At 68.4% G+C, this 15,987-nt stretch carries 16 protein-coding genes and 3 pseudogenes; 3 read left to right on the forward strand and 16 right to left on the reverse strand.

Going from position 1 to position 15,987, the window contains the following annotated elements; translation table 11 throughout:
• The 14 genes and pseudogenes from K228_RS0105325 to K228_RS0105385 form a co-directional block, all read right to left on the reverse strand.
• A pseudogene (locus K228_RS0105325) lies at positions 1 to 204 on the reverse strand (IS1380 family transposase); the annotation flags it as partial.
• Between the two features lie 88 nt (positions 205 to 292).
• On the reverse strand, positions 293 to 646 hold the full coding sequence (locus K228_RS0105330; RefSeq protein ID WP_025617482.1) for a tRNA-specific adenosine deaminase: 354 nt from the start codon (positions 644 to 646) through the stop codon (positions 293 to 295).
• Complete coding sequence (locus tag K228_RS0105335; protein WP_245603422.1) at positions 643 to 1,251, reverse strand: DsbA family oxidoreductase; 609 nt, start codon at positions 1,249 to 1,251, stop codon at positions 643 to 645. The genes K228_RS0105330 and K228_RS0105335 overlap by 4 nt, the downstream gene beginning before the upstream one ends.
• Before the next feature lie 107 nt (positions 1,252 to 1,358).
• Positions 1,359 to 2,252: pseudogene (locus tag K228_RS29375) on the reverse strand (IS982 family transposase).
• Between the two features lie 62 nt (positions 2,253 to 2,314).
• Positions 2,315 to 2,794: a MarR family winged helix-turn-helix transcriptional regulator gene (locus tag K228_RS0105345; protein WP_025617484.1), complete on the reverse strand. Its 480-nt coding sequence runs from the start codon at positions 2,792 to 2,794 to the stop codon at positions 2,315 to 2,317.
• A gap of 54 nt (positions 2,795 to 2,848) precedes the next feature.
• Positions 2,849 to 2,992 (reverse strand): hypothetical protein, encoded by a 144-nt coding sequence (locus K228_RS28185; RefSeq protein ID WP_155251557.1) that lies wholly within the window; start codon positions 2,990 to 2,992, stop codon positions 2,849 to 2,851.
• Between the two features lie 78 nt (positions 2,993 to 3,070).
• Positions 3,071 to 3,421, reverse strand: a complete 351-nt coding sequence (locus tag K228_RS26385) for a hypothetical protein (protein WP_050580943.1) — start codon at positions 3,419 to 3,421, stop codon at positions 3,071 to 3,073.
• Between the two features lie 115 nt (positions 3,422 to 3,536).
• A complete protein-coding gene (locus tag K228_RS0105355) occupies positions 3,537 to 4,166 on the reverse strand; it encodes a TetR/AcrR family transcriptional regulator (protein WP_025617485.1) in 630 nt (209 codons plus the stop codon).
• On the reverse strand, positions 4,061 to 5,410 hold the full coding sequence (locus tag K228_RS0105360) for a methyltransferase (protein ID WP_025617486.1): 1,350 nt from the start codon (positions 5,408 to 5,410) through the stop codon (positions 4,061 to 4,063). The genes K228_RS0105355 and K228_RS0105360 overlap by 106 nt, the downstream gene beginning before the upstream one ends.
• Before the next feature lie 53 nt (positions 5,411 to 5,463).
• Positions 5,464 to 6,306, reverse strand: coding sequence for a hypothetical protein (locus K228_RS25360; RefSeq protein ID WP_050580944.1), 843 nt, complete (start codon positions 6,304 to 6,306; stop codon positions 5,464 to 5,466).
• Between the two features lie 237 nt (positions 6,307 to 6,543).
• On the reverse strand, positions 6,544 to 7,161 hold the full coding sequence (wrbA, locus tag K228_RS0105375) for an NAD(P)H:quinone oxidoreductase (protein ID WP_018253828.1): 618 nt from the start codon (positions 7,159 to 7,161) through the stop codon (positions 6,544 to 6,546).
• Between the two features lie 83 nt (positions 7,162 to 7,244).
• Positions 7,245 to 7,406 (reverse strand): annotated as a pseudogene (locus tag K228_RS26820) (SDR family oxidoreductase); the annotation flags it as partial.
• A gap of 32 nt (positions 7,407 to 7,438) precedes the next feature.
• Complete coding sequence (locus tag K228_RS0105380) at positions 7,439 to 8,410, reverse strand: saccharopine dehydrogenase family protein (RefSeq protein WP_025617488.1); 972 nt, start codon at positions 8,408 to 8,410, stop codon at positions 7,439 to 7,441.
• On the reverse strand, positions 8,407 to 9,870 hold the full coding sequence (locus K228_RS0105385; protein ID WP_025617489.1) for an MFS transporter: 1,464 nt from the start codon (positions 9,868 to 9,870) through the stop codon (positions 8,407 to 8,409). The genes K228_RS0105380 and K228_RS0105385 overlap by 4 nt, the downstream gene beginning before the upstream one ends.
• 40 nt (positions 9,871 to 9,910) lie before the next feature.
• Between K228_RS0105385 and K228_RS0105390 the strand changes: the two genes are divergently transcribed.
• Positions 9,911 to 10,582, forward strand: coding sequence for a TetR/AcrR family transcriptional regulator (locus tag K228_RS0105390; RefSeq protein ID WP_025617490.1), 672 nt, complete (start codon positions 9,911 to 9,913; stop codon positions 10,580 to 10,582).
• Positions 10,583 to 10,703: 121 nt separating this feature from the next.
• Here the strand turns inward: K228_RS0105390 and K228_RS0105395 are convergent, their stop codons facing one another.
• Complete coding sequence (locus tag K228_RS0105395) at positions 10,704 to 12,299, reverse strand: FAD-dependent monooxygenase (RefSeq protein WP_025617491.1); 1,596 nt, start codon at positions 12,297 to 12,299, stop codon at positions 10,704 to 10,706.
• Positions 12,300 to 12,412: 113 nt separating this feature from the next.
• On the opposite strand from K228_RS0105395, the gene K228_RS0105400 reads away from it, so the two are divergent.
• Entirely contained in the window at positions 12,413 to 13,021 is a 609-nt protein-coding gene (locus K228_RS0105400; protein ID WP_025617492.1) for a TetR/AcrR family transcriptional regulator, read from the forward strand.
• A 467-nt stretch (positions 13,022 to 13,488) separates the two neighbouring features.
• On the forward strand, positions 13,489 to 15,282 hold the full coding sequence (locus tag K228_RS0105405) for an AMP-dependent synthetase/ligase (RefSeq protein WP_025617493.1): 1,794 nt from the start codon (positions 13,489 to 13,491) through the stop codon (positions 15,280 to 15,282).
• A gap of 111 nt (positions 15,283 to 15,393) precedes the next feature.
• Here K228_RS0105405 and K228_RS0105410 read toward each other — a convergent pair whose 3' ends face one another.
• A complete protein-coding gene (locus K228_RS0105410; RefSeq protein ID WP_025617494.1) occupies positions 15,394 to 15,984 on the reverse strand; it encodes a GNAT family N-acetyltransferase in 591 nt (196 codons plus the stop codon).
• Positions 15,985 to 15,987 lie beyond the last annotated feature (3 nt).

Consider the following 15,987-nt stretch of genomic DNA (forward strand, 5'->3'; position numbering starts at 1 on the left):
GATCGAACACGCGATGTCGGTCAGGACCCGGCCCCGGTCGTGGACCGGCTGGAACCCGGGTTTGGCCAGTACCCTCGATATGCCCGCGGTCAGGCCGGTACGGTCGGCGAGCATCCGCAGGCCCGCCACCCCCACCATCGCCACCACCCCGTCACCGTCAGCCGTGACGCGCAGGCCCTTCGACCATCCGGTAAGCTCACGCACGTCGGAAGTGCCTCCTCGCAAGAGATCCTGGTAGATGTCGCAATCACCATTTTCCCTTGCCTGGCAGGCACTTTCGCCTTTCCGGACCTCACGAAACCGTTACAAGATCACCACCTGGTGAATGTCCCGGGTAGACCCGCCCGATGCCGTGCCTGATAGCGAAGCGGTAGCACAGCCCGCAGGGCTCGCCGGTCGCCAGCAAGGACGCACCGTCCAGGTTCGTAAGTCCGCGCTGCCGCATCGTCCCACGCATGGCGACGATCTCGGCGTGCGCGGTCAGGTCACCGGTCTCGCGTACCTCGTTGACGCCGTACTCCGAGACGTACTCGATCTCATCGGTCACCACCCCGACGAAAGGCAGCCCACCGGACTCCACATGCGTGACGCTGAACTCGACCGCGCCGCGCATGAGACGTGTCAGCCGTTCGGTGGACCAGCTCATCGGAGGACCTCTGCCGCTGCGAACCGGTCGACAGCAGCCGTCAGCCGCGCGAGGTCGGCGACCCCGGAGACGAGCCGACCGTTGATCAGAAAGCTGGGCACACCTGTCACACCGACCGTCTCGGCCGCGTACCGCAGCTCCTCGGCGTGGCGTACGCGCCGCTCTGGACTCGTCAGGGCCGCTTCGACCTCGGACCGGTCCAGGCCCACCGACGTTGCCATATCGATGATCACCTCGTCTCGGCCGATGTCCCGGTTCTGTTGGAAGAACGCGGCGAACATCGCGTGCGAGTAAGGCGCGGCCTGTCCTCGTTCCTCCGCCAGCTGCAGCACTAGGAACGCCTTCTCGGTGCGCGGCTGCGGCGAGATGGTGGGCAGAGAGATCGGGACACCCAGCCGGCGCGCCATCGGATAGACCGAGCTCCGCCACACGCTCGGCAGGTAGTTCTCTTCTGGCCGCAGCGTCGGGACCGGGTCCGGGCGCAGCTCGAAGGGCTGCAGCTTCACCTGAACGTCACGTTCGCGCCTCAGCGCCTCGATCGCCCCCTCCGCAAGGAGGCAGTACGGGCATACGTAGTCGATGAACACGTCGATTCGAGTTGTCACCTGACCTCAACCTCTCCATAAGCCATTGCATGTACATGCATGTTTCATCCTACACGTCGCTGCTGCCGGCATGGCGGAACTAGCTAGACGAGTTGTTCCGAAGTCCTTCAGTGGTCGTAGGCGGTCGGTGACCGGGTGGCGGGTGCGCCGGTTGTGTTGTTGTGCCAGATCGCGGCGGCCATCGCGAGGAGGCGTTGGGCGACTCGGACGGCCACGCCGGCGAAGGTCCGTCCGCCGTGTTGCTCGAGGTCAAGCTGGCCCTTGAGGGTGTCGTTGACCGACTCGATGAGCTGGCGGACCTTCGTGAGTATCGCCTCGCCGTGGCGGGCCTTCTCCCGTTTGCGTGACGGGCGCAGCAGCTCGATGCCCTGTTCGGCTAACTGCCGCTCGAATGGCTTGAGGCGAAGCCCTTGTCCGAGATCAGCAGGATCCCGTCATGTTCGGCGACCACACCGGCCTCGACCTGCAGCATCGAGGTGAGGACTTCCCGTTCGCCGATCTTCGGGTTGGCAAGGGCCCACAGGATCGGCATGCCGGTCGGGGTGCACACCAGGTACAGCCGTAGTCCCCAGAAAGAACCGGGAGTGGGAGGCGCAGTAGCCGTATCCGGCCCAGCCGGCCAGGTCTGAGCGTTGCACGGTGGGGTGGGACATGCCGTACGGGATGGGGGTGGAGTCGATGATCCAGTGGTTGTCGAACCAGAAGTCACTGTCCCGGGCCACGTCCCGGATGGTCTTCTTGATCAACGGCAGCGCGGCGCGTAGCCGCTTGTTGTGGCCGGGTCGCTGTGGCAGGTACGGGAACATGCCGGCCAGGTGGATGCGGGCGTAGCGGATCCAGTGCGCTTCTGAGCGGGCGCCGAGCAGGACCTGCGCCACGGCCAGGCAGACCAGTTCGGAGTCGGTCAACAGCGGCGGCCGGCCCCGCCACCGGGGCGTGCGGATGCTGTCGTCGATCTTGACGTACAGTGTGGTCAAGAGGGTATCCAGGTCCTGCGTCACAACACGATCACGGATGCCCTCTTCATGCCCAGACATCGACCCCTGACATCGGAACTACTCGTCTAGGTGGCCAGAAGGCCGCCAATCACTGCGAGGGCATCGCTCACTTGGCGGCGGTTGATCCCTGCACCCAGGTCAGCGACCTCCACCAGTACCTCGGCAACCTTCGCCTCGTAACCCGCGCGGGACTCCCGCAGGGCGGCCCTGCCCGGATCGGCGAGGACCGCATACACGCCACGGCCATCCTCTGGACAGACGTCGCGGTAGGTCAGCGACTTGGCCTCAAGTCGACCCAGCAGCCGTGTCACCGAGCTCTGGTTCAGTCCGACTTGCTGAGCAAGGTCGTTGACTCGCAATTCCCTGTCTGGCGCCCGACTGAGCAACACGAGCGCGCGGTACTCGGTCAGACCCAAGTTATGGTTGTCGGCGAGCCACTTGCCGAGCCTGGCCTCGACCGCCGAGGCGAAGAGGGCAATCTGTGACCAGGATGCGCTGGGGTCCCCGGTGACCAGCTCTCCATCGCTTGGACGTTCCATGTACATAGAGACGACTCTACCACCGAAATAATTGTGTTAGTTCATCCCGGTGTTGGTCGCTCATCGAATTGCGGCGACGGATCTGGCGGCGGCGAACAGCTTTCCGTACTCCGTTATTTGCTCGCGGATCTCACTGCCTTCCAGGCGCGCCCAGACGAGGACCTGATTGGCTGTCAGCACCGAAATGCCCAAATTATCTTCCACCTGGTGATGGCCCCGATAGCCCGTTGACCCTTTCCTGCCACGAAAACCGCTCTCGCCTGCGTCCGCAGCGCCAGTTTCTTATGGTCTCGCCATCGTCGCCGGCGTGATCGCCAACGGTCCGCCAGGCGGGCCGTTGGGGACCACCGAGATCACGTCCACGCCATGCTCGGCGAAGTACGCCTCACCCACGCCGCACAGGTCCTCGTCGAACCAGGACGCGGCCATCACCGCGATCCGGTCGAGCTGGAGTGCCCGGATCGCGGTCACGGTCGCCGTGCCCATGGTCACCAATGGGATCTCGTGACTCACTTTGGCGAGCCGGGCGAGGAGATCCTTCTCGCCTTCGACCTTGGACGACGAGCTCGTGAAGGCCAGGCCGACGGTGTTCAGCGGCGCGCTGGACAGGTTCTCGACCGTGGGATCGATCACCTCCGGATCGACGAACCCAGGACGGGAACGTGGGCGATTCTTTCGTCGATATGCTCACCGGGATGCATGAGTGAAAATGGACGCGGTTGGCGTGGCCCGTCAGCGAGTGACGGGCCTAGCGTCGGGTCGCTTTGCTGATCTTGTTGTGGAGGGCGCGCCGGGCGATCGGGCCGAGGTCGTCAACGATCTCGATGAGCACGGCGAGTTGGTCCAGCGCCTCGATGGCGCGCTCGGCTGAGGGCCGGTCGACGCCGTCGTACAGCTCCAGGCCGATGAAGGCGGCCGACACCGCGCGGGCGAGCCCGGGAACGTCGGCGATTTCGGCGGACGGTGACCCGGCCAGCAGCCGGCGCAGGACCAGCTCGATCTCGTCCACCCACAGCTGCAGAGACTCGGCGGTGGGGGCGGCGAGGCGCTCGTCGGCCTGTGCGCCGGCGAGCATCTGGGCCAGCACGGACACGTTGCCCAGCTCGCGTTCCTCCTCGTGCAGGGCGCGCCCGACGTCGAGCAGTTCGCGCAGCGACCCGACCTGGCGCAGCCGGGCGGACCAGTGGGCGACCCGCTCGGCTGTGCCGGTCCGGCACGCGGCTGCCAGCAGCTCGTCGAGCGTTCCGAAGTGGTAGAAGACCAGCGCCTGGTTCACTCCGGCGGCGGTGGCGATGGTGCGGGCCGAGACGCCGGCGATGCCGTGCTGGCGGATCGCGGCGAGGGTGCCGTGGAGCAGGCGTCGCTTGGTGTCGGACATCGCTCTCCTCCCGCCGGGTGTGGCGGTGCGATCATCGCATCCGTCATCAGTTGGGCCAGCCAGGTCATGCCGGGCAGCCGCAGGGTCCAGCCCACCCAGGCCCAGCCGAGGTTGAGGTGCTCGAGAGCACGGGCGACGGCGGCCACCCCCCGTTCCGCGTGGCCGTCGCCGCCCGTGTACCCGGCCCGTAGCTGCCCCTCCTTGGCTGGGGCGATCGTCAGGTTCACCGGGTTTCGCCGCGCCAGGAACCGCCAGACCGCCACGCATGGCCCGCACCCGGCGTCGAGCCGCAACACCGCGGGCGCGCCCGAGGCGTACGGCCGCCAGCGCGGACACCAGTCGTGTACCGACCGTCGCCAGTCCCGCCAGGCGTCCCCGTACCGGCGGGCCAGGTCGTGCTCCTCGTGCGGCCGGGCCACGGCCGTGCTGGAGGCCACGGCGAGGGCGGTTGCGGCCAGCAGCGCCAAGCTGCGGGTGACCGCAGCGGTCAGCAGGAGCAGGGCAGCCGCGCCGACCTGCATCGGGTTCGCCAGGTACGCGTAGGGCCCGGTGCTGACGAGCCGGGTCGGCGGATCCCACGGGTACGGGGTGCCGCCGCCCCGTCCGGCGAACTCGCGTACCGCGATGAGCGCCGGGGTGGCCACCAGCAGCGCGACCTGGGCCAGGACCAGGAGGGCGGCCCGGGGCAGCCCGGTGAGCGGGGACCACGAGCCGCCACCCAGCTCGAAGGCGACACTGGGCACGAACCACAGCAGCAGCGTGGCGAAGACGACGACCTGGAGCAGCACCCGGGCCCGCAGGTGCCGGCCGTCGGCGCTCCACCGGCCGAGCAGCTGCGCGGGGAGGGCCACGGCGAGCAGCCCCACCACCTCGCCCACCAGCCAGTGCGGCCCGAGCAGGACAAGCGGGTGTAGCGCCGGCATCGCCACCACGTCGAGCCAGAGCAGCAGGCCCAGCGCGAGGGGCAGGGGCAGGAACCGACGTAGCAGCACCGGCAGCGCGCCCCAGAGCGCCGCCCAACCCAGCCACAGGTCGACCGGTATCCCCCGGTAGGCCCCGTGCACCGGCGCGAACGCGTACCAGCCCGTCCGGCGGGCCGACTCGTTCAGCGCGGCGACGCCCAGGGCGGCGGCCACGGCGGCGAGCAGGGCGGCGGCCCGCGCCCGCCGGTCGCGCTCCAGTCGGGCCGCGGCCAGCACCGCCAGCAGGGGCACCCCCAGGGCGAGCCAACGGGCGGCGGTCATGGCAGGACGAGCATGTCGAGCAGGTGCCCCGCGCCCTCGTGGAGCAGGCCGTCCTAGAGCGGCCCGAAGTACCAGGAGGGATCGAGACCGCGCTCGTACGCCACCCGGACGCGCACCTCGGTACGTTCCCGGTCCACCGCCTGCCAGGTCACCTCCGCGCGCCGGAAGGTGACCCACCGACCGGTGATGGCGGTGTGCTCGACGAACCGGAAGCCGACCCGGCCCGGCTCCGTGCCGGTGACCTCGGTGAGTAGATGCCCGCCTGGCCCGTGCGAGCTGTCGGGGTAGGCGAACATCCAACGGTCCCCGGTGGCGAGGCCGTCGCCGGTGACCCGGGTCGGCACGGGTACGCCGAGCAGGCGCAGCGGCACCGACCGGACCGGCACCGGGCGAGGGCCGGTCGCCAGCCGCTCGCCGACCGCGTGGGCCGGGAGGGTAACCACCCGGACCACCTCGACCGACTGCTCCGGGGCAATCCGTGGGGCGAGCCCGGTGCCCTCGAGCCCGGGTACGAGCAGCAGGGGCACGGCGACCAGCGAGTACGCCCGGGTGGTGTTGCGGCGGGCCAGCCTGATCAGGGCGGTGGTGCCGTGGGCCATCGCGTATACCAGCGGCGCGGACAGGATGACGCAGATGGCGCCTTCGTGCAGCGCCACCGAGGCCAGCAGCAGCGCGATCGTGGTGGCGGCGAAGACCCGGCCGTGGGTGGTGCGGCCCGGGGTCAGGGCGAGGGCGGCGGCCAGCAGCACCGGCAGTCCGACGAAGAGCAGGGCGCTGTCGGCGCGCCCCTGGGCCACGGTGACGGCGTAGACGACGATCCCGAAGGTCGCGATGAGGCCGGCGAGCGTCCAGTTGGCCCAGGTGCGTCTCGGCTCCGGCTCCGGCTCACTGGTCATGTTTCCTCCCATGTTTGAGCGACCGCTCAAACAGAGGGTAGGCTGATTTGAGCATCTGCTCAAGGGGTGGACCGGTGAGGCCACGTCGGCTCAGTCCCGGTCGGCGTCTTCCCACCGGACCGCCCGGACTTCGCCGATGCGGTCACCAACGTGCCGGGGTTCAGCTCCACCCCGAGTCGGTGCTCAGCCCGGAGGATGTCCTCGCCGACCTGTTTGACGCGGCGAATTCCGCCGACGTCAGCCGGCAAGTCCCTGTTTCAGCGCGGCACCGATCCGCACCGCCCGTCGGGCGGTAAGCGCCGCCGCGCCGAGCGCGGTGCTGTCCGGGGCGACCTCCGCGTTGTCGCTGGTGTGCGAAGCGCCGTACGGGTTGCCGGCGACGAACTGGCTCGGGTCGGTGTAACCAGGGGTCACCACGATCCCGCCCCAGTGGTAGAAGACGGAGAAAAGGGAGGTCAGTGTCGTTTCCTGGCCGCCGTGCAGGGTGGCGGTGGAGGTGAAGGCGGAGTACACCTTGTCGGCCAACGCGCCACGCATCCAGAGTGGCCCGGTGGTGTCGATGAACTGCTTAAGTTGCGCGGCGACCAAACCGTAGCGGGTGGGTGATCCGAGGATCACCACGTCTGCCCAGGTCAGGTCGTCGGGCTCGGCCTCTGGCACGTCCTGGGTCTGCAGCCGGTGGGCTTGCCAGCCCGCGTTCGCCCGGATTGCCTCGTCCGGAGCGAGCTCTCGTACCTTGCGGAGCCGCACCTCAGCGCCGGTGTCGCCGGCCGCCTCACACACGGCCTTGGCCAACTGGTACGTGATGCCGGTCGCGCTGTAGTAGATCACCGTGACTTTGGTCTGGGCGGCCATCGGATGTCTTCCCCCTCACCATCGGGTTGGTCCGGCGCGCGGACGCGGGCGTCGCCGAGCGCGGCTACCCCGTGGTCGTCACGTCAAACGGCCGATCGGACGTTGGAAGGCGTCAGCCCCTGATGTCCCATGCTGAGGCCGCCGTCGACCGGAATGATCGCTCCGGATACATAACTGGCGGTGTCGCCAGCCAGTCAGGTGACCGCGCCGGCGACATCGTCCGGCTGGGCGAATCGGCCAGCGGGGGGATCGCTCGGTAGAAATCGGCGTGTCAGCTTCACAGGTTGAGGGTGAACCCGCTGGCGGCGAGTTCGGTGAGAAAGGCTCTCGGCTCCACGAGGTGCTCGATGTGCCGTACTCCCGAGGGCATAGCGGGCAGGTCTCGGATGAGTAGCGCCGCAGCGAGACCGGTGGCGCGACTTTGCTGGCGACCGCTGAAGCTTGCCTGACTGGCGCCGGAGTCGACGGTGACGGCAAATTCGTCACCGCCGAGCTTGATCTTGGCCAGCGCGTTCAGCATGGTGCGGCGGATCCAGGGGCGATGTAGCAGGCGGGCGATGCCGGGTCGCCCGGCGGCTGCCAGCAGCGTGGTGGTCAGCCGGGAGTCCAGGCATAGGCCGGTACTCGCGGCGACACCCAGCGTGCTGGGCAGCGTGTACTGGTCTGAGAACGGGAACCGATACACGGTTCGCTCGCCGTGCGGAGCCGGAAATCGCATTGCCCACGAGCCGTGTAGACGGCCCAGCCCATTGAGAGTCCAGGCGAGCGCCGCTGGCCCGTGCCGTTCCCCGGAACCGAGCAGCACGCCGATGTGCACCTGCCGTGTTGTTGCCTGTTCGACGCAGTGTCGGGCAAGCAGGTTGCTGACCCCGGGGACCAGTCCAACACTGAGGGCCGCTGTGGCCTGTCGCTGGGAGGCGAGCTTGTCCAGTTGTTCGATCTCGACGTGCAGCTGGTGGGAAGCCGAGATGTCCACGTAGTGGATACCCCGCTCCAGGCAGGCGCGGGCGATCCGCGCGTTGTCGAGTTCGGCGCACATGAGCACGGCGTCGACGCCGCTGAGCGCGGTGGCCAGGTCGCCGGGATCGGCGGCGTCCAAGCGAACCACGGTGGACCCCGGCACGTGCGGCGCGCGGTGTGGATTACGGCCGGCCACCACCACCTCTGTTGTGCGTAGGTGACTGACCAGTGCGGTCACGGCGTGTATGCCAACGGCGCCGTATCCGCCGAGGACGAGGATCCGGTTCATCGGGCGACCGCCTCCTGTGGTGGTGTATCGCCGCTCGTCGGCTTCTTCGGTTCTCGGGTGCCCATGGCCAGCGCGCAGAGGATTCCCAGGACGGCGATGGCGGCCGCGCCCGCAAACCCCAGGCGCAGACCATCGGCGAGCGCGGTGGCCCCGTCGCCGCTGCCGCGGCTGTCGGTCCATGCCGCCGAGGCCATCAGCAAGGCGGTGAGGCCCAGGGCGGCGCCGAGGCGTTGGGCGGTGTTGACCAGGCCAGAGGCGGCTCCTTGCTGATTTTCAGGTGCGCTGCGTACGGCGGGGGCGGTGGAACCGACGAACACAGCAGGCAGGCCGGCTGCGAAGATCAGGCTGGCCGGCAACACGGCGGTCAGGTAGCTGGCGCCGGGGTGCAGCAGGATCGCGTATCCGGCCAGGCCGAGCGCGACCAGGAACATCCCGGCCGCGAGAACCACGCGTGACCCGAAGCGGCCGATCGCCCAGGGCAGCGCGGTACGCGCGGTGACCATGTTGACCGCGGCGATGGGCAGTACGGCGAATCCGGCGGCGAGGGCGGAGTATCCCATGGCCTGCTGGAGCATGAGCGACAGCAGTACGAACGCTGGCACGTGCGAGGCGCCCACGAGGGCGTTGGCCGCGACGCCGGCCCGTACCTGGCGTATCCGCAGCAGTTGCGGCGGCAGGATCGGGGCCGGATGGCGCCGCTGGTTGACCGTGAACACCGTACCGAGCCCGAGGGTGGCGACGGCTGCCGTGTAGGTGAGCGGCGTCCACCCGGCGGTGGGCAACTCGGTGGCGAGCAGGACCATGGCGAGCAGGGATCCGGTGACGGTGAGTCCACCTATTAGGTCCAGCCGCGTCCGAGCGCCGCTGGCGCGCCCAGCCCACGGCGGGTCGGCGGGGAGCAGGCGCGGGCTCAGGACAAGGGCGACCACACCGATCGGGACGTTGATCAGAAAGATCCAGGGCCATCCAAGTGTCTGGGTCAGGACGCCGCCCAATGCCACGCCCGAGCCCGCACCGGCGGCGGCCATGGCGCTCCATACCGCGAACGCCCGACGGTAGGCAGCGGGCTCCGTGAAGATCGCGGCGATCAACGCGAGCTCGGCGGGGACCACGATCGCCGCACCAACGCCCTGTATCGCTCGACCCAGCAGCAGTGTGCCCGCGTCGGGTGCGAGGCCCGCCAGTAGCGACGCACCGGTGAACAGCGCGATTCCGGCCTGGAACATGCGACGCCGGCCGAACACGTCCGCGGCCCTACCGGCGACCAGCTGCAGGCCGCCGAAGGTGAGTTGGTAGGCGTTGACCACCCAGGTCAGCCCGGACTCGGTCAACGCCAGCGCTGCACCCATCGCCGGCAGTGCGACGTTGACGATCGACACCTCAAGAAACACCACGAGTTCTACGGAGGTGAGCAGCAGCAGTGCGGCGAGCCCACCTCGCCCCCAAGTTTTAGTAGTCACGCTATAAGAATGTTTTTGTAGTGGAGCTATAGTCAATGGTGTGAGCGAAACACCACACCGCAACCGTCAGCAACCAACCGTGAAGAAGCCACCCGAGGACGGCAGGACCGCGCGATCCCGGTCCACCCGGACGCGCATCACCACGGCGGCCACCGAGCTGTTCATCACCGCCGGCTACAGCGGCACCAGCATCGCGGCCATCGCCGCCAGGGCCGGCGTGAGCGAGCAGAGCGTCTACTACAGCTTCGGCACCAAGCGGGCCATCCTCACCGCGGCCCTCGACCTGGCCATCGCCGGTGACGACGAACCTGTTCCCACACTTGAGCGGCCCTGGGTGCGGGACGCACTCGCCGATCCGGACCCACAGGGGCAGATCCGCCGGCAGGTCGCCGGCGCCGCAGACGTCTATCGGCGCGCCGCGCCACTGTTGGACGTCGTGCGCAGCGCTGCCACCATCGACGCCGAACTAGCCGAGGTATGGGCGACCAACCTTCAGCAGCGGCTCACCGTGCAACGCATCTTCGCCGAAGCGTTGGCCCGCAAGACGCCGCTGGCCGCCAACATGGCCGTCGACGCGGCCGCCGACACCGCCCTGGCCATCCTCAGCCCCGAGACATACCACCTGCTCGTGCACCACCAGGGCTGGGCGCACACGCGATGGCGGGACTGGGCCACGAACGCTCTGCAACGCCTACTCACGACGTTGCCGTAGCGCAGAGGCGAACCCGGCTGGATCACGCCGGGCGCCCGCCCGTGGAGCGGGTTCGACGAAACAGCAGTTGCGCGAGGCTCTTGTCCCACACCCAGGCAGGGCTCGACCGGCTCCGCCCTGCCTACCCGCCAGACAGGTACCGCTCGATTCGGGTCGGCTCCGGTGGGCCGGCGTAGCCGATGTGCCGGTCCGGCCGGATCACGAAGGCCGCGGCACCGGCGTCGTACAGCTTCTGGGCGTTGCGGCCCCGGTCGAGGAGGACCGGAACCTGGGCGAGTACGGCCTGGGCCACCTGCCAGACGGGGGTCAGTAGCCGCAGTTCCACCGCACCGGGCCGGCGGCGGGCCAGCGTGTCGGCGAGCCTGTTGAGCTGTGTCGGCAGGGCCGGGTCGGGCTTCGGCGTGGTCAGCAGGAGGGTGTGGCGGTCGGTGGCGAGGTGGTCGTGCAGGCGCTGTGGCTGGTGGGTGATCCCGTCGAACAGCGTCGGGTCGGGTAGGCGGTCGCCACCGTGTAGTCCGCCCCTGCGGCCGGTCACCCCGGCGGTGCCGCGGTAGCTGTGGGCGAGTTGGGACAGTCGGTGGGCGAGCAGTCGGCGGGCCGGTGTGCTGGCCTGCAGCCCGGCCAGCACGATGTCACGCAGGTGCCGGCGCGGGTCGCCCCGCAACAGCATCGCCTCCGCGCCGAGGTGGGTGAAGCGGACGACCTGTCGTCCGATCCGGTGCCGTTCGGCCTGGTAGCTGTCGAGTAGTGCGGTCGGGGCCCAACCGGCGAGCACCGCGGCGAGTTTCCAGCCCAGGTTGATCGCATCGGCTACGCCGAGGTTGAGGCCTTGGCCGCCGAACGGGGTGTGGACGTGCGCTGCGTCGCCGGCCAGGAAGACTCGACCGTCGCGGTAGCTGTTCGCCTGCTTGCGGGCCAGGTTGAAGGTCCAGAACTGGTCGGTGGATTCGATGGTGGCGGGGATGCCGGTCCGGGACAGGGCCGCCTGCGCGTCGTCGCGGGTAGGTGGTACCGGCCGGCCGGTGGCGTCGATGGTCTGGGTGTATGCCAGCCGGAACCGCCGTCGCCCGGGTAGGGGGAAGACGCCGTAGATTCCGTTGCCGTCACTGGAGAAGGTCATCTCGTTGCGCGGCAACGGCCAGTCGACCACCGCGTCGCAGAGCACCCACGGATCGCTGTACGTGGTGCCGTCGAAGTCGATCCCGAGCAGGTCCCGAACCGTGCTGTGCGCGCCGTCGCAGCCGACGACCCATTGTGCGGTCACGGTTTCGGTGCCGCCGTCCGGCGTGGTGAGGGTGGCGGTGACTCCACTGTCGGTCGAGGTGAGGCCGACCAGGGTGGTGTTGCGGTGTAGCGCAACACCGTGCCGGGTCAGGTGATCGATGAGAATCTGCTCGGTGCGGTACTGCGGAATGTCGACCAGGTGTGGGTACGCCGTGTCGTCGAGCACGCGGAAGTCGACGCTGAGTCGGTCGCGGTGACTCGTTCGCAGGGTGAGTACGTCGACCCGCTCCCCTTCGGCGAGGATCCGGTCGGCCACCCCGAGGTCACGGAGATGTTCCAGCGTACGGGCGTGCAGTGCGGCGGATTTGGTCAGCTCCAGCGGGGAGGCGTGCTTGTCGATGACTCGGACGTCGACGCCGAGTCGGGTCAGTTGGGCGGCGAGAACCAGGCCGGTGGGGCCGGCCCCGACGATCAGCACCTGCGGGTGTGGCATGTCGTGCACCTCTGCTCTGCGGACGACCAATAAAAGCGAGCGCTCGCTCTCTTTCAGCGTGCGCCCGTCCGTTGGGTGCCGTCAAGAGGGAGTGCTCGCTTTACGATGAGCGGATGCCGAGAGTCTCCGAAGATCACCGTGCTGCCCGCCGCCGGCAGATCCTGTCGGCCGCCGCCACCCGCTTCGCCCGCGACGGCTTCCACCGCACCTCCATGCAGGACGTGGTGGACGAGTCCGGCCTGTCGTTCGGTGCCGTCTACCGCTACTTCCGCACCAAGAACGACATCGTCATGGCGATCTCCCTGGAGGCGATCAGCGTGGTCGAGACGGTGGTCCGGGACGGTGTCCAGGCCGGTCGTCCCGTCGCCGACCTGGTAGCTACGCTGCCACGCGCGCTGCTCGCCCTCGAGCAGATCGACGAGCGGATGCGGCTGGCAGTGCAGGCGTGGGGGGAGGCGCTGCGCGACCCAGCCCTCGCCGAGCGGATGCAGGAAGGGCTGCGGCGGGCCCGCGCCGCGCTGCGGGAGAGCATCGAGGTCAACTGCGCCGACAGTGGCGTCCGCATCGACGCGGACGCGGCGGCGCAGGTCCTGATCTCAATCATTCAAGGCTTCATCCTGCAGCGCTCCTGGGACCCCCACCTCGACGCCGACTCGTACGGCCAGGCTGCCCAAGCGCTAATCGGTGGAAGGCTCGGTGGCGCTGTGACGGGGTGGCGTTGATCTGATTGCCATACCTGCGGAAGGTCATCAAAGGACTCTTTTCCCCACCGCCTTGTCGATCCGGCATCGCCGATGGGTTGGGTCGGCTCAGCGCGTCGCGTTCGAGGAGCTGTCCCTGGGTGTGGGTGGTCTGCCCCGGCGGGTTCCGGGGTGGGAGTGGGTGCTCGCAGTAGCCGGACCGCCCGAGTTGACCTCAGGGTGTGTGGGTCGACCTGGTGGGCGGAGAGTGGCGCCGAACGGACCTTCCCGTTAGCCAAGAATTCGGTTAACGTGAATGCGCGGTTGGTGGGGCGCAGCAGATCGTTCCCGCCGGCTTGTTTGTGGTCTTCCCAGTAATGCCGGGCTGTCTGCGTTGAGTCCGGCGACGCACCACTGTCGGAGCTCTGAAATCTCTTAACAGGCTGGGCGGCCGGTTCCCCTGATGTCAGCAGCGGCGACCACCGCCACTGAATATTGGAGGGGAACGGGTGCGGGAATCGACATCGCCATCGCTATACGTGGTGCCGGAGAAGGGCGGGCTCGCTGACCTCATCGCGAGTAACGCCGTGGAGGAGCCGGATGCGCCGGCATTCCACCGTAAAGTCGACGGCCGGTGGGAGCCGGTCAGTGCCGCGGAGTTCTACACTGAGGTCACCGACCTCGCCCGAGGGTTGATCGCCAAGGGTGTCGAGCGTGGGGACCGCGTGGGTCTTCTCTCCGGCAACCGGTACGAGTGGTCGCTCGTGGACTTCGCCCTCTGGGTGATCGGCGCGGCGCCGGTGCCGATCTACCTGACCTCCTCACCCGAGCAGATCGAGTGGATTCTCGGCGACTCTGGTGCGGTAGCGGTTGTGATGGAGACCGAGGCGCACGAGAATTTGATCCAGGAAATGCGGGGCAAATTACCCGCCTTGCGACATGTCTGGCAGATCGACGGTGGCGTGGTGGAGGAACTGCGAGCCGCGGGTGCCGACGTTGACCCCGCCGCCGTCGAGGAGCGTCGGACGGCCGTACTCCCGGGGGACACGGCCACGATCATCTACACCTCCGGAACCACCGGGATGCCCAAGGGTTGCGTTCTCAGCCATGCCAACCTGTTCGCCGAGGCGGGTAACGCCGTAGCTCTGCTGCGCGCCATGTTCGGTCCGCTCGGTGACATCCCGGCATCGACCCTGCTGTTCCTGCCCCTTGCCCACGTTTTCGGCAGGATGGTGGAGGTCGGTGCCATGGTGGCGCGGACGCCCATTGCGCACTGCTCCGACGTCAAGCAGGTGCCCGCGGAACTGGTCAGCTACAAGCCGACATTCTTGCTCTCGGTGCCCTACGTGCTGGAAAAGGCGTACAATACCGCCCGGCGCAAGGCTTATGAAGCTGGCAAGGGCAAAGTGTTCGACACCGCGGCGGCGACGGCGACCGCCTACTCGGAGGCGCAGCGGCCCGGACTGGGCCTACGCATGCGACACGCCCTGTTCGAGCGACTCGTGTACCGCAGGTTCCGGGCCGCCTTCGGTGGGAACCTGCGTTTCGTGATCTCCGGAGGCGCGGCCCTAGGCGAGCGCCTCACGCACTTCTACCGCGGCTGCGGCATCACCGTATTCGAGGGTTACGGACTAACCGAAACCAGTGCAGCGGTCACGGTCAACTCGCTGGAATCCTTCCGGCCAGGGACCGTGGGCAGGGTCCTGCCGAGCGTGCAGATGAGGATCGACGACGACGGCGAGGTGCAGTGCACCGGTGGCCCGGTGTTCGCGGGCTACTGGAACAACGATGAGGCCAATGCCGAGTCGTTCACCGAGGACGGCTGGTTCCGGACCGGTGACATCGGGGAGTTCGACGAGTACGGGCACCTGCGGATCACCGGCCGCAAGAAGGAGATCTTGGTGACCAGCGGCGGTAAGAACGTGTCGCCCGCCGTGATCGAGGACCGCATCGCCGCCGCTCCGCTGGTCGCCCAGGCACTCGTGGTGGGTGACGGGCAGAAGTACATCGCCGCACTCATCACCGTCGACTCGGAGTACCTGGAGCACTGGAAGGCCGGCGCGGGCAAACCCGCCGACGCCGCGGTCTCCGACCTCATCGACGATCCCGACCTTCTGCACGAGCTGCAGCGCGCCGTGGACGAGGGCAACGCGGCGGTGTCGACGGCCGAGGCGGTACGTCGGTTCCGTGTTCTTCCCAAGGAGTTCACTGTGGAATCGGGCCACCTGACGCCGTCGCTGAAGTTGCGTCGCAGTGTCATCATGGCGGACTTCGCCGACGAGGTAACTGAGCTGTATAAGTAGCTTGCCTCCGGTGGTTGGCTGGAAGGCCCGGGCACGTGAACCCTTACGTGCCCGGGCCTTCGCGTCCACGCAACTGGCGCTGAGCCCGGGACGCCGCCCACCCCCACACCCCTACGTCCGACCAGCGATCAGGTGTTGTTTCACCCCGGGCCACTCGGCCCGTAGCACGCTGTAGAAGATCGCGTCGCGGCGCCGGCCCCCCGGCATGTAGTTGAAGCTGCGTAGCGTGCCTTCCTCCACCGCGCCGATGTTGCGCAGGCCCTTGCGTGCCTGTTCGTTGCGCACATCGGTTTTGAACTCGACCCGTTCGGCGCCGAGTCGGTCGAAGGCGTGCTCCAGGAGAAGGTATTTGGCCCAGCGGTTGACACCCTTACCGCGGAAGTCGCGGCCCAGCCAGGACCAGCCGATCTCCAGTCGGGCGTCGGCCTCGGCGAGGTTGCCGTAGCTCATGCTGCCGGCGGTGCGGCCGGTGGTCAGGTCGGTGACGACGAATACCACCCGCCGGCCAGCGGCCTGGTCGGCGAGGCAGGTGTCGAAGAATGTCGTGAAGTCTGCCTCGTTCTCCACGGCCGTCACGAAGTATCGCCAGATGTGCGGGTCCATGGCGACCGCCCGGATCCCCTCTCGGTCGGACTCCGTGACGGGATGCAGCCGGACGTGCTGGTTCTCAAGAACGTGTGCCGCCTTCTCAGCCCAGGTCATGAT

The sequence above is a fragment of the Salinispora cortesiana genome, assembly GCF_000484695.1.
GTDB lineage: Bacteria > Actinomycetota > Actinomycetes > Mycobacteriales > Micromonosporaceae > Micromonospora > Micromonospora cortesiana.